General features: G+C 53.3%; 15 protein-coding genes and 1 pseudogene. 5 read left to right on the top strand and 11 right to left on the bottom strand.

The features are described from left to right. Positions 1-56: 56 nt before the first annotated feature. The 3 genes from ACYVC2_RS11675 to ACYVC2_RS11665 form a co-directional block, all read right to left on the bottom strand. Positions 57-593: a GAF domain-containing protein gene (locus ACYVC2_RS11675; protein WP_461102604.1), complete on the bottom strand. Its 537-nt coding sequence runs from the start codon at positions 591-593 to the stop codon at positions 57-59. Between the two features lie 188 nt (positions 594-781). Continuing rightward, a complete protein-coding gene (locus tag ACYVC2_RS11670) occupies positions 782-970 on the bottom strand; it encodes a hypothetical protein (protein WP_461102603.1) in 189 nt (62 codons plus the stop codon). Positions 971-1,102: 132 nt separating this feature from the next. Next, a complete protein-coding gene (locus ACYVC2_RS11665) occupies positions 1,103-1,765 on the bottom strand; it encodes a helix-turn-helix domain-containing protein (protein ID WP_461102602.1) in 663 nt (220 codons plus the stop codon). 347 nt (positions 1,766-2,112) lie between these two features. On the opposite strand from ACYVC2_RS11665, the pseudogene ACYVC2_RS11660 reads away from it, so the two are divergent. The 4 genes and pseudogenes from ACYVC2_RS11660 to ACYVC2_RS11645 all read left to right on the top strand — a co-directional run bounded on the left by ACYVC2_RS11660 (position 2,113) and on the right by ACYVC2_RS11645 (position 6,029). After that, a pseudogene (locus ACYVC2_RS11660) lies at positions 2,113-4,566 on the top strand (TonB-dependent receptor). 129 nt (positions 4,567-4,695) lie between these two features. After that, positions 4,696-4,914 carry a hypothetical protein gene (locus tag ACYVC2_RS11655; RefSeq protein WP_461102601.1) on the top strand — a complete coding sequence of 73 codons (219 nt, stop codon included), beginning with the start codon at positions 4,696-4,698 and terminating at the stop codon, positions 4,912-4,914. A gap of 182 nt (positions 4,915-5,096) precedes the next feature. Next, positions 5,097-5,459, top strand: a complete 363-nt coding sequence (locus ACYVC2_RS11650; RefSeq protein WP_461102600.1) for a nuclear transport factor 2 family protein — start codon at positions 5,097-5,099, stop codon at positions 5,457-5,459. 216 nt (positions 5,460-5,675) lie between these two features. After that, positions 5,676-6,029, top strand: a complete 354-nt coding sequence (locus ACYVC2_RS11645) for a DUF4180 domain-containing protein (protein ID WP_461102599.1) — start codon at positions 5,676-5,678, stop codon at positions 6,027-6,029. Positions 6,030-6,234: 205 nt separating this feature from the next. Here ACYVC2_RS11645 and ACYVC2_RS11640 read toward each other — a convergent pair whose 3' ends face one another. The 6 genes from ACYVC2_RS11640 to ACYVC2_RS11615 form a co-directional block, all read right to left on the bottom strand. Further along, positions 6,235-6,546: an AtuA-related protein gene (locus ACYVC2_RS11640; protein WP_461102598.1), complete on the bottom strand. Its 312-nt coding sequence runs from the start codon at positions 6,544-6,546 to the stop codon at positions 6,235-6,237. Beyond that, positions 6,543-7,865: an acyclic terpene utilization AtuA family protein gene (locus ACYVC2_RS11635; protein ID WP_461102597.1), complete on the bottom strand. Its 1,323-nt coding sequence runs from the start codon at positions 7,863-7,865 to the stop codon at positions 6,543-6,545. Before ACYVC2_RS11635 ends, ACYVC2_RS11640 begins: the two co-directional genes overlap by 4 nt. A 13-nt stretch (positions 7,866-7,878) precedes the next feature. Beyond that, on the bottom strand, positions 7,879-9,174 hold the full coding sequence (locus ACYVC2_RS11630) for a CitMHS family transporter (RefSeq protein ID WP_461102596.1): 1,296 nt from the start codon (positions 9,172-9,174) through the stop codon (positions 7,879-7,881). Positions 9,175-9,191: 17 nt separating this feature from the next. Continuing rightward, positions 9,192-11,219 (bottom strand): alpha/beta hydrolase domain-containing protein, encoded by a 2,028-nt coding sequence (locus tag ACYVC2_RS11625; protein ID WP_461102595.1) that lies wholly within the window; start codon positions 11,217-11,219, stop codon positions 9,192-9,194. A gap of 227 nt (positions 11,220-11,446) precedes the next feature. Then, positions 11,447-13,060 (bottom strand): carboxylesterase/lipase family protein, encoded by a 1,614-nt coding sequence (locus ACYVC2_RS11620; protein ID WP_461102594.1) that lies wholly within the window; start codon positions 13,058-13,060, stop codon positions 11,447-11,449. 60 nt (positions 13,061-13,120) lie between these two features. Next, positions 13,121-14,026, bottom strand: coding sequence for an alpha/beta hydrolase (locus ACYVC2_RS11615; RefSeq protein WP_461102593.1), 906 nt, complete (start codon positions 14,024-14,026; stop codon positions 13,121-13,123). A gap of 250 nt (positions 14,027-14,276) precedes the next feature. Here ACYVC2_RS11615 and ACYVC2_RS11610 point away from each other — a divergent pair, with 250 nt between their 5' ends. Further along, on the top strand, positions 14,277-15,518 hold the full coding sequence (locus ACYVC2_RS11610) for a hypothetical protein (RefSeq protein ID WP_461102592.1): 1,242 nt from the start codon (positions 14,277-14,279) through the stop codon (positions 15,516-15,518). A 308-nt stretch (positions 15,519-15,826) separates the two neighbouring features. On the opposite strand, the gene ACYVC2_RS11605 is transcribed toward ACYVC2_RS11610, so the two are convergent. Both ACYVC2_RS11605 and ACYVC2_RS11600 read right to left on the bottom strand, forming a co-directional pair. Continuing rightward, positions 15,827-18,682, bottom strand: a complete 2,856-nt coding sequence (locus ACYVC2_RS11605; RefSeq protein ID WP_461102591.1) for a T9SS type A sorting domain-containing protein — start codon at positions 18,680-18,682, stop codon at positions 15,827-15,829. 196 nt (positions 18,683-18,878) lie between these two features. Continuing rightward, positions 18,879-19,544: a TetR/AcrR family transcriptional regulator gene (locus tag ACYVC2_RS11600; protein ID WP_461102590.1), complete on the bottom strand. Its 666-nt coding sequence runs from the start codon at positions 19,542-19,544 to the stop codon at positions 18,879-18,881. Between the last annotated feature and the right edge of the window lie 1,944 nt (positions 19,545-21,488).

Raw genomic sequence — 21,488 nt, 5'->3', positions numbered from 1 at the left:
GCTAGGTTTGTACGGTTTGGTTTGTCTTGAGCCGGAAAGGCCAGAGGCAATACTTATTAGTCGGTCGCTACATAAGCTGCAATGACCGGCTGCAAACTCGGCAGGATGGTTTCGATCTGCGCCTTTTCTTCTTCGGTCCAGTGGCGGGGGCGGCCGAACATACAGGGTTGCAGAATCCCCCACAGTTGATGGTGGCTCTGAATATGCGCATGGATCAGCGCGCGATGACCAAACGTTTTCCGCTCAAACGCCCGGTTGAGCACATCGGGACCGGCCGTTTCTACATCATCCACATAGACCGACGGCTTTATGGCTAAACCGGCCCGGATCAGTGGGTCTTCAGCGGGCAGCGCGTCGGTATCGGCCTGCCAGGTGGGCTGTATCGTATTTTTGTCGGGTACAGTCTCGTTTTTCCGCCAGCAGAAAGCGGTGCGCCCCCGGCCCCGGTCGGGCTGCCGCACATACAGGAAACAACGGTCGGCATCAAGGGCCGTACCGACGCACTGCACCACCTGGTTCAACGTGTCGGCGGGGGAGTGGCCAGCCCTGATAATCTGATCGATGGTTGCTGCCAGCGTCTGTATCGGTATCATGCGAACGTATCTGCTAAACTTCTGGTCAGAATTGGCCGATAAACTTGCCCGGTCTGCGATGTGTCCTCCCGGTTAGCAGGACGTACAGCTAAAAAAATAAGCCCTGACCTAAGAGGGCTTATTCCGTTTAAAAACCTGCTTCTGTCTACGATTGCCAAAGGCAATGCCAAGGCGTAACCGGTAACGGTTTATTCGTCGCCTTCGCCCTGATCGACGTGCCCATGAATAAATCCGCCGGGCAACTCTTCCTGATCATCCAAAGGCGTATCTCCTGGTTCGTGTGGGCCTTCCTGACGAAGAATCGACTCTCTGTCGCTGGCACTGTTACCTCCCTGATCTTCTTCGCCCCCGGGCGAATACCATCTAACCGTCTTCATAGTTGTTTCGTTTTTTTGCGAACTATCTCTCAGAAAACCGGTAAACGGGAATGAAGTTTTAAAAAAATAGCATTCGGCCCGGATGTCGGCCAGAGGCTGCTGCCAGTAGCCATTCATGCCGTACCTTGCTCGTTAGAACCCATGCACTTTTCTAAACGAAGCGGGCGTATGCTCCGTTATTTTTTTGAAATATTTGACGAAATGCGATGGATCGGTAAACCCCAGATGTTCAGCCACTTCCGTAACGCTCAGATCGGTGTGCAGCAGATAACGCTTGCCTTCCAGCACGATCTGTTCGGTAATGAGTTCGCTGGCGGATTTGCCCCGTGCCCGCCGACAGATGGTATTTAGATACTGGGGAGACACCCCTAGTTTTTCGGCATAGTAGAAGACCCGATGGGCTAAGTGGCCCGGCTGACGCAGCAGATCGATAAATCGCCGAAAGGTCAGGTCGCCGGTTCTGGCCGGTACGGAATCCAGCTGATCGGTGTCCAGCAGGCGGGCCAGTAGAATTTGGGTCATGGCGCGAAGAATCACCGGGCGGTGCCGCGACGATGAATGCTTGTATTCGTTCTCGATGGCAGCGAGAAGCTCAATGAATGGCGCTGGTTCCGGCAAGGCCACTTCTCTTTTTTGTTCGAGCTGCTGGACCAGGGGATACAAGTCGGCCCCGTGTCGGGGATCGATAAAATCGGTCCTGAACATAACCACAAACCCTTTGGGAACGGCCGTCAACTGCCAGCTATGAAGTTGCCCGGGTGAAAGAAAAAAGGCCATCGGCGGGGCAATTGGCATGAGTTTCGTGTCGACCCAGTGAAAACCGGCTCCTTCCGATAAAACAATCAGTTCGCACTAACCCTCATGTTTGTGTGGGTTAGTGCGCTTGATGACTTCTTTGAAGCGGGATACTTTGATCAGTTGCTCGTTTTCCAGTTTATTCTTTACCGGGAAGGCAAGCGACTCCGTTTTAATCATGGCCTCGGATAAGGTGCTGTTAGGAAGAGTATTGTTTCAAAACTACCAAATTCAGCCCAAACCTGACCATTAGAGTCTGATTCTTCTGAAATACCTTTGCGCACCGATTCTACACTTCGGTGCATCTGCCTTTTCAGCCTATTTATTCTATAGGTATTTAGATAGAAATGATACGACGTCTTCTTTTTCTGCTCGTGCTTTCCGGACACAGTCCTTTCATTTTCGGGCAGACCGAGCTCCGGGGCCTTCTGGTGGATGCTTCGACCAGCAAGTCTATTCCGTATGCGAGCGTGGCGCTTTACCGCCCGGCCGATTCCGTAGCGATAACGGGGACGCTTACCGACTCGCTGGGCGTCTTTCACCTCACGCAGGTCATGGCGGGCCAATACCAGCTGAAAACGTTTTTCATTGGCTACAAACCTCAACTTATCTCCGTTACGGTCAGCCGGGGAGAAGTACTCAACCTGGGCTCTTTGCTGCTTGAGCCCACCAAAAACCAACTGAACGAGGTGGTGGTTACGGGGCAGCGGTCCGATTTAATCGTAAAAGCCGACCGACAAACCTACCGGGCTGCTCAATTCGGAGCTGCGGTGGGCGGAACGGCCAATGATTTGCTAAGAAATCTTCCCGGAATCAGCATCAACGCCGAGGGGGAGGTCACTCAACGCGGGGCCAACGGTTTTTTGGTTCTGCTGAATGGCAAGCCCGTGCAGGCGAATCTGGGTACGTTACTGAATCAGATTCCGGCCAATACCATTGAGTCCGTTGAAGTGATCACGACCCCCGCGGCTCGTTACGATCCAGATGGCAAGGCAGGCATCATAGCCATCACTACTAAATCGGGGGCCGATCGCGGATTGTCTACGGTGGTCAATGGGCAGGGTGGGCTACCCAGTCTGAATGCGTTTGACAATGCTCATCATCCGGTTCGTTATAGTGCCGATGCATCGCTCAGCTACCGGACCGCCCGCTGGGACTGGACCTTTAGCACCGCTTATCTGCGGAACGATGTGGCCGGTCGACGCGAGGGCGACGTATACACCCTTCTGGGCAACCGCTTCACTCGCTTTCCGAGTGTGGGTGAACGGAGTTTTAATCGCTACACATCGACCAACCGACTGGCCGTGAGCTATACACCCAGCAAAGCCGACGTCTGGTCGGCGGGTTTATACTATGGCTATCGCACCGAAGACCGAACGGCCGACCTGATCTACGACAACCGCACCACCGATCGACAGACGGGAACGCTCATCGGTCAGCTGACCTATTTCAACGCCAACCTGGTCCGGAAGCGGGGACAGTTTTTTACGGCTAACCTCGACTACACGCATACGTTCGGGAACAAAGCGACCCTGAGCACCAGTGTGCTCTACGAATACGATTATCTGGACGGGTTTACGCGCAACCTGAACGTTCGCCGGACCGACGTCCGCGATACACTGCAGTATACGTTTACCACGACGGATCGACCGATTTCCAACGTTCGGGCCAATGCCGACGCGACCTGGCCCCTGGCGGGTGGCCGGCTCGAAGCGGGGTATCAGTACCGGCTTCAGTACGACGATGGCGCGTATCGATACCTGAACCAGGATGGGCGGGGCGCACCCCTACTGGTCATCGATGCGTTTACGGGACAGGCCCGGATCGGCAATCAGATTCACAGTGTGTACAGCCAATACAGCCATAAAGCCAAAGCGTGGGAGTATACGGCGGGCCTTCGTTTCGAGTCGGCCCGTCGGGAAGTGGACATCCGTCCGTCGGGGAAAACCTACCCATTGACCCTGAATAACCTGTTTCCCTCCCTAAACCTGGTGTACCGGCCGAAAGACGACTGGCAAGTACGGCTGGGCTACAGCCATCGGGTGCAGCGTACGAGCAATCTGGCTCTCAACCCGCTGCCTGAACGCGAACACTCGGAAACGCTCGAACAGGGTGATCCCGCCCTGCTGCCCGAATTTGTGGTACTGGGTGAACTGGCCGTGACGCGTACCCGCGCACGAAGCTCCTGGCAGGCAACCCTGTATTATCAGAACGTACAGAACGTCGTCAATCGGGTCAACAGCGTGTATGCCGACACGATCCTGAACCGGCTCTAGACGAATGCCGGGCGGGCCCGACGCCTGGGGCTGGAACTAACCTCAGACCTGACTCTTACCAAACGCTGGAAGCTTTATGTCGGTGGTACCGTCTATCGGTCGACGATTGCCGGTCAGTTGTTTCAACAGACGGTGGTGTTTAACAACCAGGCCTGGGCTTACTCGATCAATGCCAATACTACCCTGCAACCTGCGCCGACCTGGCTGCTGCAGGCTAATCTGAACTACCTCTCGCAACGGATCACGGCACAGGGCGAAGATTCCCGCTTTTTTCTGCCGAATGTATCCGTCCGGAAAAGCTTTGCCCAAAATCGGCTCTCGGTCATGTTCCAGTGGCAAAATATTGGCTTGGGCAGGCTGGCCAGCAACGAACAACGGATCACGACGCGGGGAGTGGATTTCTATACAACCACCAACTACATCCAGGAGCGGGATATTTTGCTGCTCAACCTGAGTTACTCGTTCCGTCAGCGCAACAAGCCGGCCCGACTTCCAACCAATGAGGTTGGCGAAAAAGAATTTTAAACCCGAATCGATGCGGAAAAGTCCCGCCTGTCGCTCATCACTGTCAATCTAATGTTGGGGAAGACAGGTCATAAATTGAATTTTCGTGCCCGATGCAACAGGTCGGCTGACGAAATCTTCCCGAACGAAATGGCAACAGACGTAATTCCTTACCGCTTCGACCTCAGTCATATCCGGGTGGAGATTGTCCCTGTCGGTGTGGGCAACTACCACCGGGCGCACCAGGGGTTCTACACGAACCGGCTTCCTGAAAACCCGACCAGCAGAATCCGGTCATTTGTGGCGTGGCCGATGGGTTGGGCTCCTGGCGATGAACCTGGTTTCTTACCGTTATTTGTGAACCCGTGATGCCGGCTTACGCGTTATTCGGATCTCGTATCCGGGAAAGAGACCTGATTTGGTCAGAAGTCTGAACGACGATACGACACCGGAGGGTTGCTCTGAACGGCTGCTGACGGGTCTGTATCGAGCGGCTTCCAACCTTTACGAAACTTGCGGAATCAGTCGTTAATTGATAAAAGTAAGAAGCCATGATCACCGAAGAGTTTGCAAAAACCTTTACTCAGGCATGGATCGATGCCTGGAATAGCCACGACCTCGAGCAGATCCTGAGTCATTACTCAGACGATTTTGTGATCGAAACGCCAATGGCCGCCCGTCTCATACCCGAATCGAAGGGGCTCATTGAAGGGAAACCCGCAGTGCGCACGTATTGGCAATTGGGGATCAGTCGTATTCCTGACCTGCATTTCCAGCTCATCGATTTGCTGGTAGGGGTTCAGAGCCTAACCATCTATTACCTGAATACCGCCACCGGAAAACGATCGGTCGAAAACATGTTTTTCACGGTGGAGGGCAAAGTGAGTCGGGCGTTCGTCAACTACTCGTTATAAGCCGCCGGAAATCGCCTTAAAGCCCGTTGCGTCTGGTTAGGCAGGGTTTAAGGTTGACAGTCGGTCAAGCAGATGCCAGGGCTATGGTTGCACGGGTATACATCAGGTCGAAAATGACCGTTGGCCGACAGTTTTCCGGTAACGATCAGCGTAAATAAATTTGTCTATCGTGGCCTGGTAAATCGCCGAAGGGAGGCCCGCAAGCATATACGACCTATGAACGTGGAATTGCAACACTTAAACGGGACAATTGTTGCCCAGTTGGTATCGAACGACGTCATTATAAATGATGCTCAGGATGCGCTGGACTTTCTGGCGAACTGCGCCTATCAGGGAGCTACTACGATCATTATCGATCGCCACAACCTGGCTCCTGATTTCTTCGAACTACGCACGGGGCTGGCAGGAGAAATTCTTCAGAAATTCTCTACTTACGATATGAAACTCACGATTGTGGGTGATTACTCGACCGTTACGAGTAAAAGTCTGCGGGATTTTATCTATGAGAGCAACAAAATGGGGCGCATCCGTTTTGTGGATTCCATCGGTGAGGCAAAGCGGATGGTGTAACGAAACCACAGTTACTACTATGCCCTGCTGGATCGGCTGACTGCCGGCAAAATCAATGAGTTGGTTTGTAGCCGGCCGAGCTGTCATCTCCAACCGCCCGCAAGATGAACACAATCCGGGGCTTCTACTTTGATTTTACGCACCTCTTTTTACGGATCAGCCATGACAATCTACGGGCATACGGATGCTGCTCTTGCCTAACTGTCTAGCCTTCTATCCACATTTCCAGCAGCGCATAGCTCAAACTTTTCCCGTGGGTGTCTATAGCAAGCGAGGTGGTTACCCCACCCATCAGCGCCTGCTGGCAAACGAACAGAAGCGCGGGCAGGTTGGGCAATTCGTACCGCGTAATCTCGCCCGCCACGATATCGTTCAGGTGCTGCCTGACAGCCTCCGCCGTAACCTGAGCGCAGAGTAGGGGATAGTTTTCGACATCGTAGGGGATAAGCGATAGCGTTAGCGTATTGCCTTTATCCCCCGCCCGGCTATGAGCGATGTCATATAGCTTGATGGTCATGATTGAACGAGCGTAACTTGTGAGTTGATTTGACGACGATCCAGGAGTGTCGACAAAATGCCGACCACTTCATGAACATATTTTCGGGCACCCCCGCCACCCGCTGGTCCATTGGTATAAAGCGCTTCGACCTCTTCCCCCACCAAAGCCGCCTGCTCAACGGTTGCCGCTTTTCCGGCAACCCGTAGCCGGATTTCGTACGGGTCTGGATGGTCGCCGAAGCGGGTCCGGTGAACCGACGTACTGCCCATGTAATCAATGCGAAGGTCCATGAAGCGATCCTGTAGTCTTTCCTGAATTATCGCTCCGGCCAGTTTCGCGCGGCCCACCGCATTCGATCCCGCATAGGAAATTTCACCTTCGCCAACAAACCCAGCCTGATAACCTACGCTCACCTTCAGTGTGTCGGGGCGAGATTGCCCTCGTCCACCCGTTGCTTTCACCTGGTTAGGCCCGGTTTCTTCCAGATGTACGTTGGTGAAATCGGCTACTACGTCGGGAGTCAGGTAGCGGCTCGGGTCCATGACTTCGTACAGCAGCTGTTCTTTGGCCGTCGCTACGCTCAACGCTCCGCCCGTATCGGCCACTTTACCAAACACCGCCGTTCCATCCGCCGATACATCGGCGAAGGGATGGCCAAGCTGGGCCATCTCCGGCACGTCCTTTTTGCCCGGATCAGCAAAATAACCACCCGTCAGCTGGCCCGCACATTCCAGCAAATGCCCTACGACCGTAGCCTGGCCAATTCGATCGGCATCATCCGGTGACCAGCCAAACTCATAGACCAGCGGAGCGACAAACAGCGACGGGTCGGCTACGCGACCCGTGATGATGATGTGAGCACCGGTTGCCAATGCGGGCAGGATCGCATCGGCACCCAGGTACGCGTTGGCCGAAATCAGGGGCCCGGCTTCCCGTACGGGTTTACTCGTTTCCAGCGAGAGTTCATGACCCGTAAGCTGCGTAAACACATCGTCACCCGTTACGACGGCGACGGTTACGGACAGGTCAAGCCGCCGGGCGATGCCGACGATAACCTGCGCAGCCGCCAGTGGGTTCGCTGCACCCATGTTGGTGATCAGACGAACGTTATTGGCCAGCAAATGGGGTAATAAACCTTCGATACGACGTTCCAGCAGCGGGTCGTACCCCAGGGCCGGATTTTGCTGCTTCCGCTTCTGAGCCAGGGCAATCGTGCGTTCGGCCAGGCATTCCAGGACCAGATAGTCTAATTGCCCCTGTTGCGTCAGGATAACCGCCGGCTCCAGTCGATCTCCGGAAAAACCGGCTCCACAGCCAATACGAATCGTTTCTTTCATAACCCCTCGTCGTTCATACGTGAATGGATCCGGTGAGCAGCGCGGCCAGTGTCATTACCAATGTGGTGCCGAAAGCCCATTTCAAAATAAATTTCTGATGATCGCCCAAATCGACTTCGGCTAAGCCAACCAGCAGAAACGTCGAAGCGGTAAGCGGGCTGACCGGAAAACCCACCGTCATCTGCCCCAGCAACGCAGCCCGGCCAATTTCAAGCGGATCGATACCGAACTGCGTGGCGGTCTGACTCAAAATGGGGACAACCCCAAAATAATAGGCGTCCGGTGTAAACAACAAACTGGCGGGCATGCTGGTAATAGCCGTTAGGGTGGGTAGCCAGGCTGCATGTTGCTGGGGGATAAGCGAGACCAGGGAGGTTGCCATCGCGTCGATCATTTTCGAACCGGTCAGGATGCCCGAAAAAACTCCTGCCGCAAAGATCATACTCGATACCATGAAGATATTGTTCCCGTGGCTTCGGAGTACCTGTTGCTGGTCGGGAAGCCTGGGGTAGTTTATCAGCAGTGCAACCGCACCGGCTACCACGAATAAGGCGGGCGTTGGAACCCATCCCTTCATCAGCGTTATGATGAGCGCAATCGTTAGGAGAGCGTTGATCCAGAATAACTTAGGTCGTCGTAGTTGCTGCTGCTGTTCGGTCAGGTTCTCGTGATGCGCATAAGCCAGATCGGTAATCCCTAATCGCTTTCGTTCTTTCTTGCCAAACCAGTAAGCCACAAAAAGTACCCAGCTGATGCCAGCGACGATGGCTGGTATATTGGGGTTAAACAACTGCGTGGCATCGGTCTTCAGGGTAGAAATCGCCCGCGCCGACGTGCCCGACCAGGGAACCAGGTGCAGGGGACCGACGCTTAGCGCGACAATGCCCGACAAGATCAGCGGGTTGATTTTTAGCCGTTTGTAAATAGGTAAAAAGGCCGACATCACAATCATGAAGGTAGCCGTACCGTCGCCATCCAGGTGAACAATCATGGTCAGGATAGCCGTTCCGACAATTACCTTGAGTGGGTCGCCTTTGACATACCGGATAATGCCGGCAATGATCGGATCGAACAGACCCGCATCGAGCATGGTCGCAAAATAGAGGACCGCAAACATGAGCAGAATACCCGTTGGCGCTACCTGTTTGATCCCAGCCAGAATCATCTCACCCAGCTCCTTTGGGCCGAATCCGGCCAACAGGCCCATGACCAAAGGTACTACGACCAGCGCCGTAACGACCGATAGCCGTTTGCTAATGATAAGCGCCAGAAACAGGCCAATGGTGGCAAATCCAAAAAGAGAGAGCATCGTATAGCTAAAGATTTCTAGTTCAATACATTACTTTTCTCGGCCCGACTCACCTCATTCTGCGCATCTTCTGGCGACAGAAAGCCTTCTTTGACCAACTCGTCGGCCGCTTTACGGACAGCCGTTACGTAGGCGTTGTGCGTTCCGTAGCGCTCCTCCAGCGACAGGCGCGGGTCACCGGCGGCCAACCGTTCGGCCTTCGTTTTTTTGAACGGAATGAACATGCCATTGAGCGAGGCTAAATCCCCTTCGCCATAACCGGCTCGCCGTAATGCCCAGCCTGTATACGTGCCGAGGGGGACCCGCAGGGTTGTATTTCGGATTCCCGCTACTTCATTGCCATCCTGATCGACTTTCGGCACTAAAACGGCGTAAGCATTCTCCTTAATTACTTTCGGTGGCTCGTTAGTCACAATACCCGTGATGGAATGGCTGTTGTACTGTGGGCCAAAATCGAGCAATGGGACGTTGTTGAACCGGCCGTTGTACACCACACCCGGAATCGACGGCCAACCAACATGCTGCGCGTCGGGCAGCACGAGCGTTCTGGTCTTTATAGTTGGGTAAGCGCTGGCGGGCGGTAGTTTATCCGCCATCACCCACTGTTCCAGCGCAATCAGTAAGGCCCGTAGCGTCGGTTGGGTAGGGTTGTCGTTCATCCGAAAGCCACTCAGCGGGTCCTGCGCACCATTGGGGGAATGCTGGGTTCCGGCGATGAAGTAAATACGCACATTGTCGGGAATAGTCAGGTCTTTTTTACCCGCCGGATCGGTGGTAGGTAACGACGCCCGTATCTGCCGGTATTCCGACGAGCTAAGGGTTTGCATAATTTTCGGGCAGTTACCCATCGGCGAGCAGGCTTCCAGAATACCCCCGGTAATGCCCGAAACAGGGTCTTTCGTGATCTGCCAGGTAAACGGAGCCTCGTTACTGGGAAACAAATGATCTTCGCGTTGAAGGCCACCTCCGCCCGGTCTGCCGAAGCGCACGTTCAGCGAATTACGCCGGGTGGCAATGTGCGCGTTGATACCGTCGAATACCCGCTTGCCGCTTTCATCCTGGTTGAAGCCCAGTTGCAGGAACGTCCGGCAGAAATTACTGCACTGCGATACGCCCTGTAGAATAGCCGCCCGAATGGGAATCGTTTGGGTATTTGTGGATAGTAATGGATTTCGGTTACTGGCTTCGTCGGTGATAGTGTTTCGCAGAAACGACGCGATATCCCGGATGGCGGCAAACCCCAGGCCCATGACCAGCGGATTTTTGGCCGTGTATACCAACTCATAAATGTAGTTTGGATCGAAGCCGTCTTTAATCGAAAGGTGGGTTGTGCTGGGCGTACCGGGAAAAGGGCTTGTACTGCAATCCGAAAAAGCCCATTCACTGGTCGGAATGGGAGTGGGCGGGTCGGCTTCGTGAACGCGTTTGGTAAGCTGGAGCCCGGTGTTGTCCAGGCTGACGGTTTCGTAGCTGTGATGCGTTGCGCCACTGAAGGGCCCACTGCTCAACAGTTGCGTTTTCGCAGGGGTAAAAACCTGAAATTCCGCGCGCACCTTCCCTGTGATTTCGCGGCCGTTCTCCGTTGCAACCGGTACCTTGATCGTCAGCCGGGAATTGCCCGCCAAAACATCGCCCTGCCAGGCACTCCAGAGGTATACGTAGCCACGTTTGAGCAGCGCCGTATCCGCCGGAAATACGTTCCCGCGGTTAGGCAGGCTAAGAAACAGCAACCCATTGCTCTTAGCCAGTTCGGTGGGCCGCAGCAGAATAAACTCCGAGACGTATTCGACCATGCCCCGCTTATTGCGGGGAGCCAGCTGCAGATCCTGAATGATTTTATTCGAGACCAGGTTGGGATCGACTTCGCCATACGCCTGTCCATACACCCGTTCGTACGTGCCGGCCCGGCCAAATGTTTGTCCTCCTGCGTAAGGTTCGGTTTTTGTGACGACGAGTTTCACAATTCTGGCCTGTACCGCAAAGCCCGAAAGCAACAGGACAACGCTCAAAAAAACGAACAAACAACTGCGTCGACGAAAGGCCATAGCGAATAAAAATTAGTTACAGACAGGATTTTATAAACCTGCTCAAGCTTCTATTCTAAAGCTGTTTTTGTCATTCTGACGCAGGAAGAATCTTAAACTATCCTCACTCTCCAATGTGGAAATAGTAAGATTCTTCCTGCGTCAGAATGACAAAAACTCATTTGCAACGTTTCTCCAAAAGGTTATCAGATTTTCTATCTTATCCGGTTAAGCCTGTCTGAACTCGTTTACATCTGTTTGCTGGCCGCAATCTGCAACAGCTCCTTATCGGGGTTGCTTTTCACCTGATTCATCGTATCGAAAATCATGGTGGCCCCGTTTTCGGCGGAGTATTGCGGCCAGGTGGGTAGGCCTTTGTGGTTCGGGTTGCCGGTTCGGGCGAAGGCAATCCACGCCCGACTCATCTGATCGGCCAGGGTATGGGCTTCTTTACCACCGCCGGTCATTTCTTCACAGCGGCTGATGTTGTCGAACACGAACGGAATTTCCATGCAGTGCATGGCTTTATACATGCCATCCATTACCGGCGACTGCCAGGTGAACAGGTACATATAGACCGGAGCCGCTCCCGGAATCGCTTTCGCATTCGCCTGCCGAACGGTGAGTGGCCGGAAATTGAAGTCGATATCGATGTAGTCGGATGGTTTTACGGTTTCTGGATAGGCTTTTTTCACGGCAGCCAGGTAAGCATCGGTTTTATCGCCATACTTTTTTTGTAAGCTGGCTTTGGCATCTTCCATCGACATGTTGCGGGTAGCCGGATTGAAGGGTGTGAACTCATTTTTTGTCGAACCCACCAGCAGCGGAATATCTTTAGCCAGGGCGATGGCCGCCGGTTCGGTCGGTTGGTAGGGCAGCACGTTACCGTCATGAACCGGTCCCCAACCTAATCCAAAAGCGGGCTTTCCTTCGGCTTTCATCGCATCCGACACTTTCCGCAGCGCCTTTTTGCCGGCCGCATTCAACCGCTCGTAAGATATTTTCTGGAGGGAATCGACCTGGTTAGGTTGCAGCTTCAGCTCTTCGAGCAGGGCCGCACTGACTTTCTTCATCACATCGCTTTCCGCAAAACTGGTGATGTAGCTACCACTTTGTACGATGGCCTTCTGGAACAAGCCTTTTGCCGAAGGCGCATTCATCAGACTGGTTACTTTACCACCCCCGCCCGACTGGCCAAAAATGGTTACGTTGCCCGGATCACCACCAAACTGATCAATGTTCTGTTTCACCCACTGCAAGGCCGAGATTAGATCCATAAGCCCCGCATTCGCCGAATTTTTGTATTTCTCGCCGTAGCCCGACAAATCCAGGAAACCCAGGATATTCAGCCGATGATTTAGCGTCACCACCACTACGTCGCCCTTTTTGGTCAGGTTTTCCCCATCGTACGACGGTAACTCTACCGACGAACCGGCCGTAAACCCGCCACCGTGCAACCAGACCATAACGGGGCGCTTTTTGGCTTTGCTGATTTCGGGCGTCCAGACGTTCAGGCTTAGGCAGTTTTCGTTGGTATAGCCCCAATTGTGCTGAAACGGAAATTCAACCTCGTCATAGGTGCTCGTGGTTGGGTCCATCGGGCAAACGGGTCCGTACGTCATCGAAGATCGGACTCCCGTCCACGAATCGGGTTTCGAGGGGGCCATAAACCGCTCGGCCTTAGCGTAAGGAATTCCTTTGAAGGTAAACGTACCATTGTGGATGTAGCCCCGAACGTTACCGGATGCGGTCGAAACCGTGGCGATACCTTTGCCGGCAACAATTGGATCTTTGGGTTGCCCAACAGACAACAGGGGCACCGCGAGAACAAACAGGGAAAAGAAAATTGGTTTGATTTTCATAGAGATGATAGGTTGGTAATTTGGTTTATAAGCATTGGAAGCCCAAAGAAGCGGACTGCTTTAGCGGATCATGACGCCATTTTCGGTCAAAACCTTACTAAAAAACAGCACCTGATACGGCAGTGAATTTTGCCAGTATTCCCAGCTATGCCCACCCGGCCGTTCGCTATAATCGTGTGGCGTATTATTGAATACCAGCCGACGGTGCAATTCCCGGTTGGGCTCAATCAGAAAGTCATCGACGCCACAATCAAATACCAGTTTTAGTCCATTGGTTTTCATTTTATCGGCCATGCCTACGACCGAGTAAGCGGCCCAGCCATCCGGAGACTGAGTGAAAGGTCCTAAAATCTTTTCAAACTCGGTCCGAATGTTCTTAGCGGCATCGGCGGGTAGTTTCCAGGCATTCATGTCCACATTCAGGGCCCCGCTCATACTGCCAGCCGCACAATAAAGCTCAGGATGGCGCGTAGCCAGGTATAATGCGCCATACCCACCCATAGAAAGACCCGTGATCACCCGTCCTTTGCCCGTCCGAATGGTCCGGTAGGTGTTGTCAATTTTGTCAGTAACTTCTTTGGTCAGATAGGTCTCAAACTGGCTATCTTTTACAACGGGACTGTCCAGGTAATAACTGAAAACTTCTCCTTCCGGTAACACGATCAGGAGGTTGTATTGGTCGGCGAGCCGGTGCAGCAGCGATTTGTCGGGCGTTTTGGTAATCCAGTCATTGAAATGGCCGTAACCACCGTGGAGTAGATAAAGCACCGGATACGTCGTTTTACTTTTCTCGCCTGACTGGTACGAATTGGGCAAAACGACAACCGCCCGCATCGTTTTCTTCATGACCGCGCTGGGAATGTCCAGCGAATCGACCCGGGCCGCATACACGGGGATCGTCAGCAGAAGACAGGCGAGAAATACGAGTTGTAAGAACAGGGTTCGAGGTTGTTTCAACGTATGCATGCCTATGCAAAGCGGCCAGCTTATGAAATGGTGAAATGAATAGCGAGGATAATTTCCTGTTGATTTATCCATATTAGTTTGGATAAAACGGTGAGGTCGACAAATATAGGCCTGACTACCTATTAATCTTCCTGCCAGGCCGGCTTATAAGTATCTGCTGAGCTTACGAAATGAATCGTATTTTTATGGAAATTTATCAGGCCTTAATTTATTTTTATAAACGTCTAAAAAATAGGCGCTTACGTGTTGAATGAAAATCAAAACGGGTAAAGAGGAGATCAGCTACTTGCTTGGGAAAGTGATTGACTCGTATCAACTGGAAACGGGCCAGCCAGTCATACGGAATACGAATCCCAAAAATTACGAGGACATCGCCAAACGGCTTAGTGCCATAAGTCAGGAGCTGCCCAATACGGCGCATCGGCTCAACCATGTTCTTTATCCCCCCGATCCGAACCCCAGGCAGGTAGAGTATCCGCACCGGAAGTATGACATTACGGGCGTTCAGGTTAAAGATGCGTATAACGGACTCGTCGCGAATCCACGTCCGTTTCTGCTTGATGCCTGCTATATTTATTTGTACGGCGTGGGCCGCAAAGGGTTCGAGCAGAATCCACTGGATGATAACCTCATCGAGGGCGTAGATGCGTCGGTTAGAGTACGACTAGACGAGCAGAAGGCGCTTCAAGAGCAACTGGCAGCGTGTCGACAGGAAAACGAACTGCTGGCTCGTCGACTACGGGTTTCAGGCGGGAAAAAGACGGTGGCCTGGCTGGTTGGTTTACTCTTTTGTATCGCCTTACTGGTCTTCGTTAGTGCCCGTTGGGTGACGGAACGAAACCAGTGGGCAACCCTACGGCACGATCTAAACATTCTTCCCTATCGACCAACTCAGGCCGAAATCGACAGTTTGTCGGGTATCTGGCTGTATTATACGGGGGCACCTCAGGCGCGGGTCAACGATCCTAACCGGTATCATCAGGTAGCCAATAACCTGGTGGAAATCACCTACAAAGATGGCTATTTTATCTACTACCGACACGGAGCGAATATCGACCATGTGGGGTATATGCAATTTGAATCGCCAGGGTTGGTATCGATTTATTCACGAGTGAAGAATACTACGGGAAACGTAGAGTCGCCCATTCATGCCTTGCTGCGGCTCGATAAACGTAAAGGGTATCTCACGAGTATTGCCACAACCTGGAGTTTCGACACGGGGGATGCCAATGAGATGATCGGTATTCGGAATGTATTTATAAAGCAGGGAAAAGGCGGTTCGCTCGAAGAAGTTACCAACACACCTGAAAATGCGAACTGCCACTGCAAGATTATGAAGTGGATTCGGCCGGCGAATCGGGTAAAGACCTTTCAGCTGCGCTATCGACTATTGGATACGCTGGCCAATGAACCGCTGAAAGCCTTGATTAACGAAGAAAGCATTCTGTTGCCAGAACCTAAAGAAAGTGTCCTACTCGCCCATCCCCGATAAAAGGCATGATCCATACTGACGCTTAACTAAACAGAAGCTGAGTGCGATAACCGTTTCCTGACGAATGCTTCCCATCGATTCCGGCAGGAAACAGTGTGTTCAGTTCAGCAGATGAGTCAGGCATTGTCCTGTTGCCGGAGTTGGCGTTCAACGGAAAATAGCTCCTCATAGCCAAGGCGAATCTGCCTAAAGACCATTCGTAGGTAAACAATTAGAACCTCAGCCTGCACCGGACGCATAGGATTGACCTTATGATCCGGTGCAGGCTGAGGTTTCATTAAGCAAGCCCGCAGGCCCCCATCGCGGATTTATTTCTGAACGATCAGATGGTAGGTCCGCTTCTGAGCGCGCTCTTCTACCACCAGCAAGTAGGTGCCGACGGCCAGCTTCTGGCTTACCGTTAATTCTACCTGAGAGGTACTAAGCACCCGTCGCTCGACGGCCAACCGACGGCCATCCCCGCTGTATAGCTGAATCCGGGCTGATTCGGGTTCATCCAGACTCAGCGTGAAACGGGCGTCGATCACCGGGTTAGGATAGACACCGTAGGTTTCTGTGCGCAGCACAACTGCCACCGCTGGGTAGGTCGTCAACATGCCCCCCTGATCTACCTGCACCAGCCGATAGTAACTCGTACCCCCATACGGCTGGTGGTCGACGTACTGGTAAGTGGTGCCCTGGCTTTTGCCTTCCCCGGCGGCTACCTGACCGATGGTTTCGAAGCCGGCCAGATCTTTACTCCGTTGCACCTGAAAGAAAGCATTGTCTTTCTCCCAGGCCGTTACCCAGTCGAGCTGCACCGACTGACCGGCCAGCACCTTAGCCTGAAACGAAACCAGGTGCACGGGCAGCTCCTGCCCACAATTGCTACTGTTCAGGGTCACGCGCGCGGTACGGACTACGCAGCCGCCCCCCAGGGTGATGGTCACTTCGTAGACCCCATTGTCACTGGCCTGAAAGGGATTAAACACCACCTGGCGATCGGTTGAAATCAGGCTACCGTCTTTGGTCCAGCGGTAGCTGGCACCCGGATACTCCGGGGCACTCAGCGTATAGGGCTGGCCCGCGCAGGGTTCGTCCCGGTTCTCCACCTGCTGGGCCTCCAGCGACTTGATCGAGACGGTGGTTACCGTAGACTTACCGCAGTTATCACTCAACCGAAAATCGTAGGTGCCGTTGGCGGCCAGGTTACTCACGGCAAACGTGTTCGAGCTGATGCCTGTAGCGATGGTCGACCAGTTGGCTCCGCCCGCCGGGCTCACCTCCAGCCGGTAGGGAGCTAGCCCACTGAAGGCGAAGAAGGCCTGACCGCTGGAAGCGGGGGTTCCTCCCGATTCGCAGACAATGCCGACTTTCTTGGTGATGCGGGGCGTGGTATCGCTTACCGGTAGGGTGAACGACTGCGTCTGGCTCAAACTCACCCCGCAGCCCGTTGAGGCCGAGGCCGTCACGGTATAGACATCGGGAGCCAGCTCGGTAAAAAAGCCGGTGGTGTTGGTGGCAATGAGTTGATTGGCTGCATTACGCAGTTGATAGGTAACCGGGGTGCCCCCATTGTAGTTGAAGGAGGTTGACAGACTGGCGTTGCCACTGCAAAGCGTAGCGACCGAACCCGTCAGGCTGTAGTTTAAACCTGGCGAAGTAGGGGAGTTCTGGGGGACTGTAAAGGTAAAGCTGGTAGGGCCGCAGGTGTTGTCTTTGGGTTCAAGCTGGCCCGTATACACGCCCGGCGCTAGGTTATTCCAGTAATAGGCGGTGCCTGAATTACTGGAGCCGTCGGCTGGACGGGCCGGTGCGATGGACCCCTCTGGGCCTGCCGTGAGCACAACGCTGGATCCGGCTTCCAGTAGCCCGGTGGCCCCGCCCGAGAGGGTGATAGTGGTTCGTTTCGACCCCAGCGCATCGGCGCAGCCCAGGCTGGTGCTCACACTCACGCCCACCGGAGAAGCTCCCGTGGGGGGCGTGGCCAGGGTAAACGAGCGCACCTGGCCACAGGCATCTTCGACCGAGACGGCGTAGCCTTCGGCCACGTACGGCAGCGCATATAACTTGGCATTGTTATTGGGTAACTGATCGGTAGTCAGCACCGGGTTACCCGGCCCCTGACTGGTAATGGTCACCTGCAGCGGGGCCGTAAAGCGGCCTGGCTGCAGCAGCATGTCCACCCCATTGGTCCCGTTCGTGATCTCACAGGAAGGGGACACTATCCGGCTTAGGGTAGGGCCGAAAGTACTGCTCAGGTTATAGCACCGCACCTCGACTTCGCCACAGGGGCTGGTGGTGCGAATAGCCAGCAAGCCATGCGTTTTGTCCAGATCGAAGCGCAGGTCGGCCGGGGAACTGGCCGTGATGGTCTGGAACGGAGCTGCACCGGACGGAATGCCACAGGGATTGGTGGTGGCCACATCGAACAACTCGATGGTATAGGGATTGGCTGGATTGGGGGTCAGACTGGCTCCTCCCGCAACGGGGTTGAGGCTACCACTGATGGCATAGGTGTCGCAGTCCTTAGCCGAACCGGTCGGGTTAAAATAGGCCTTGACGGTGTTGGGTTGTATGTTGACGGTCTGGGTGGTAAACACGCCACAGGCATCGCGGGCCCGGACTTGAAAGGTACCGAAACTGGTCGTAGTCGTTGTCGAGGCAGGGCCATACGTAAGCAGCGCTTCGTCGACATTGGCCGAGGGAGCCTGGATGAAGGCGTACTCGATGGGCGCCGTTCCGCCCGTGGAACTGGCCGTGATGGTACCCCCTGGCTGTCCTCCGGTGCATTGATCGGTCACCGTTGCGGTTAAACTGATGGGGGTGTAGGTCGAAGCGATCACAATAGTAGACTTGACCACATTGGTGCAACCGGGTTTAGAAATGGTCACCGAATAGGTACCCGGTGGTAAGCCTTCGAAGCGGTTGGCACTCTGGCCGGTGGTCTGATAACCGCCACTGGCGGGGCCGGCAGTGATGGTGTAGATGGCCCCGGCTACGCCCTGCCCGCCGTTGACAGGGACGTCGGCTGGATTAGTCAGTTGGATGACGCCGTTGGACGGGCAACTGGCCACGGTGGTAGAGGTGACGTAGGACTCGGTGGCCGGGCACTGAGCCCAGCTCAACGTAGCCCCCAGGACCATCCAAAGAAAAGCATAGGTCAACAGGAAAAGTTGTTTCATCGTAAGAAGTAAGCGTTAGGTAAGCGGTTGAAAAAGATGAGTTGTTAAAAAAGGTACACTATTAAGGGCTGGTAGCCTAAGTCTCGGTTACCAACGACTGGGTTGAGCTGACTCTGGTTATAGCCAGTCAGATTCTACAAAACGGTACAGGCCCAGGGCACGGAACGGATAGCCAGGTAGAAAGCAAGGCAACCGATTACTCCCGGAAGACCAACTCAGACGGCCGGTGTTGTACCCGATGGGTAGGCGAAGTGTCCAGCGATTGGTAGAGGGTCTGGACGGCGGCTTCCACCCGGCCCCAGCCTGCTTCGCTGCGCAGCTCAATGCCCAGCATCGGACGATCTAGATGAGCCAGCAGAGTCAGATAGGATAACCCACCCAGAACGATACTCAATACCGCTGGTGGGTCTTCACCCGCCAGCTCGGCCAGCCCTGGCAAATGCCGGACAAACTCCTGGAGCTGGCTATCCTGGGATTGAGCCACTTGTTTGGCGAAGTCATCATTACCCCTCAAACTGAGCTTGAGCAATTCCCGCTTTGCCTTACTGGTTCGCAACTGCCGGAATAAGTGTCTGGTCTGCGCTGTCCAGGCCATGGCCTTTCCCCGCTCGGGCCCGAGCGGGGAAAGCGGAAACTGGTTTAGGGGGAGTGGGGCAAACACAGATCCCTGTTGGGCGTAAGCCTGCAGCAGTCCGTCCAGACTGCCGAAATAGCGATAGATGAGCACTTTACTGAGCTGGGCTTCCTGAGCCACCATATGAACGGTGACTTCGTGCCAGCCATGGCGGGCCATGACCGTCTGCAGGGCGAGGAGTATCCGCTGGTAAGTCTGCACCCGATTGCGTTTCTTCTTGGTTTCCATCGATTTGGAGGTAATACAGCCGTCTGCCATCTAGGTCTACTGGCGTAGAGTAGGCTGACTCATTCCGGTCGTATTTTGAAAAACGGTTTAACCCACATGCAGCGACGAGCCGTCGCTGACCGAGCCGATCTTTAAGGTTAATTGTCTAACTGAGCCTAAGGAGATTAACCGGGGTGTTCTGTAGGCTCGGCGAATCGGCTTCTGGGGGACTTGATGGTACATAATTATCGTTGATTTAATGTTGTTCTCGGAAAAATTGTATCCGACCGCAGTCGGCGCTTCCCGGGCTTACCCTGGGCTAATCCACTTCGTTAAAAGCAGCGAACTGCCGGATTTGACCAATGGGCTGGCCTGGTGATTGGCTGGTGAATGATCGTGCGGAATACGCGCTGAAAGAACCTTATACATAGAAGTGACTCCTGAGCATACAGGAGCCATTTGGGATTAAGTCAGCCCTACAGGCAATCAGCATTATAGAAATAAGCAATGGGAGTAAGCTGTGAGCAAGCGCACACCAAGTCAGTAGCGGTAAGGAATTGGTAAACGAACAGCCTTTTTCAGGGTAACTTTCTTGGGTCAACTGAAATGAATACGGAATGGTCATGTAACTAAATATGTAATATAAGTAAATTAAAATAGGATTGAAAAAGAAGTATGTCTTTAAATTGAGCTTTATAGTATAAGTAGTAGCACTACCTAATCGCTTAATTTTAAGATAGTTGTGTCTTGATCACCCTTTGTTACTTTCAGGACTCAAACGTAGATACTATTCTCTTGAATGTAAATAGTACTTTGATTATCAAGTATATAGAATGTTTAGTACGTACCTTAGCGTGTACGTTTAGCGGTATGCCTGAATTAGTTTGTAGTTATTTATCGAAATAAATCGATGCCGCTTGCAAACACGTTTTGTGCCGAAGTATACGTCGTCAAGTAAAAGTGGATAAATAGGGTGGGGATGGGAAGAGATAGCTTATTTCACCTAAATCACCTTAGTAATGTCTAATTCAACCAAAAAGCTCTGCCTAATCGGCCTAAAACGAACCAAACACCTCCATCTGCCTCCGAGCCTAAGCTAGTTCGATCCATTATCAAAGACATTCAGCGGCAGGCACCAATATCTATTACCGCTGGATCGGCTGCCGAAGCAGTAAAGAATTCTTGGAAGCGGGGAAAAATCGATTGGCCGGCGATACCACTCGCGAAGCCACTGCCCCGGAAGTACAGTCGCTCAAATTCGAAAATGAGGCCCACAAACAACTAGTGGCCGAGTTAAGTCTGGAAAACAGGGTACTAAAAAAAGGTGGTCCGCCACCACGGCTTAAAGCCGACGACTAATCGATACCACCACATGACCCAATCCGAAAAGATAGAAATCATTACGTTGGTCGAACAGTCGTCTTTAAGAGTTTAAGCCACCTTAAAGGAGTTAGGTGTCAATCGGTCGATTTTATCTACTAGTCGGGCAGTCTATGCTTTTCAATTCATGCCTCAAGAAACGCCCCAAATTATAGACACGCCCTTGTCCCAAGTATGAGCCTTTTTTGAGAATGTACATAACGCACAGAGAGCTGTCTGAGGATGGCCAGGCCGGTTCCAACGTTAAGGTATGCAATACTTTCTACTGCCTTAGGTGAATCGTTAAGATGAGGCTTCCATGATATGCTCTCGGTGCAGTAAGACGATTTCAAGATAGCTTATCATACAGGGCTCACCTGAATTCTAGTTTTGTTCCCTTTACATGAAGGAAGTGGCTGTTGCAAAAGTCGATTAGCCACTTGAACGTAGCTCAGCAGCAATCAACATCCTACATCAATCCACCTTCAGCGGAGGGCCCACAACCTGCATGTCATGGTCGGCAAATAGTTGAGCGATTTCTTCCGTAGAGGGCTCTTTGGCCAACCCCGCCATCCTGACAAAGAACTCCTCCATTTTGCCAGCCGG

The organism is Spirosoma koreense, from assembly GCF_054777875.1.
Note: the sequence above shows the minus strand (reverse complement) of the source record. Positions and strands in the feature narration are given on the sequence as shown.

Bases quoted from the DNA above. Each gene is read 5' to 3' on its own strand.
- ACYVC2_RS11605 (WP_461102591.1), bottom strand. From the start codon at position 18,682: ATGAAACAACTTTTCCTGTTGACCTATGCTTTTCTTTGGATGGTCCTG.
- ACYVC2_RS11645 (WP_461102599.1), top strand. From the start codon at position 5,676: ATGAACGTGGAATTGCAACACTTAAACGGGACAATTGTTGCCCAGTTG.
- ACYVC2_RS11650 (WP_461102600.1), top strand. From the start codon at position 5,097: ATGATCACCGAAGAGTTTGCAAAAACCTTTACTCAGGCATGGATCGAT.
- ACYVC2_RS11610 (WP_461102592.1), top strand. From the start codon at position 14,277: ATGAAAATCAAAACGGGTAAAGAGGAGATCAGCTACTTGCTTGGGAAA.
- ACYVC2_RS11620 (WP_461102594.1), bottom strand. From the start codon at position 13,060: ATGAAAATCAAACCAATTTTCTTTTCCCTGTTTGTTCTCGCGGTGCCC.
- ACYVC2_RS11665 (WP_461102602.1), bottom strand. From the start codon at position 1,765: ATGCCAATTGCCCCGCCGATGGCCTTTTTTCTTTCACCCGGGCAACTT.
- ACYVC2_RS11625 (WP_461102595.1), bottom strand. From the start codon at position 11,219: ATGGCCTTTCGTCGACGCAGTTGTTTGTTCGTTTTTTTGAGCGTTGTC.
- ACYVC2_RS11615 (WP_461102593.1), bottom strand. From the start codon at position 14,026: ATGCATACGTTGAAACAACCTCGAACCCTGTTCTTACAACTCGTATTT.
- ACYVC2_RS11670 (WP_461102603.1), bottom strand. From the start codon at position 970: ATGAAGACGGTTAGATGGTATTCGCCCGGGGGCGAAGAAGATCAGGGA.
- ACYVC2_RS11640 (WP_461102598.1), bottom strand. From the start codon at position 6,546: ATGACCATCAAGCTATATGACATCGCTCATAGCCGGGCGGGGGATAAA.
- ACYVC2_RS11655 (WP_461102601.1), top strand. From the start codon at position 4,696: ATGGCAACAGACGTAATTCCTTACCGCTTCGACCTCAGTCATATCCGG.
- ACYVC2_RS11675 (WP_461102604.1), bottom strand. From the start codon at position 593: ATGATACCGATACAGACGCTGGCAGCAACCATCGATCAGATTATCAGG.
- ACYVC2_RS11600 (WP_461102590.1), bottom strand. From the start codon at position 19,544: ATGGAAACCAAGAAGAAACGCAATCGGGTGCAGACTTACCAGCGGATA.
- ACYVC2_RS11630 (WP_461102596.1), bottom strand. From the start codon at position 9,174: ATGCTCTCTCTTTTTGGATTTGCCACCATTGGCCTGTTTCTGGCGCTT.
- ACYVC2_RS11635 (WP_461102597.1), bottom strand. From the start codon at position 7,865: ATGAAAGAAACGATTCGTATTGGCTGTGGAGCCGGTTTTTCCGGAGAT.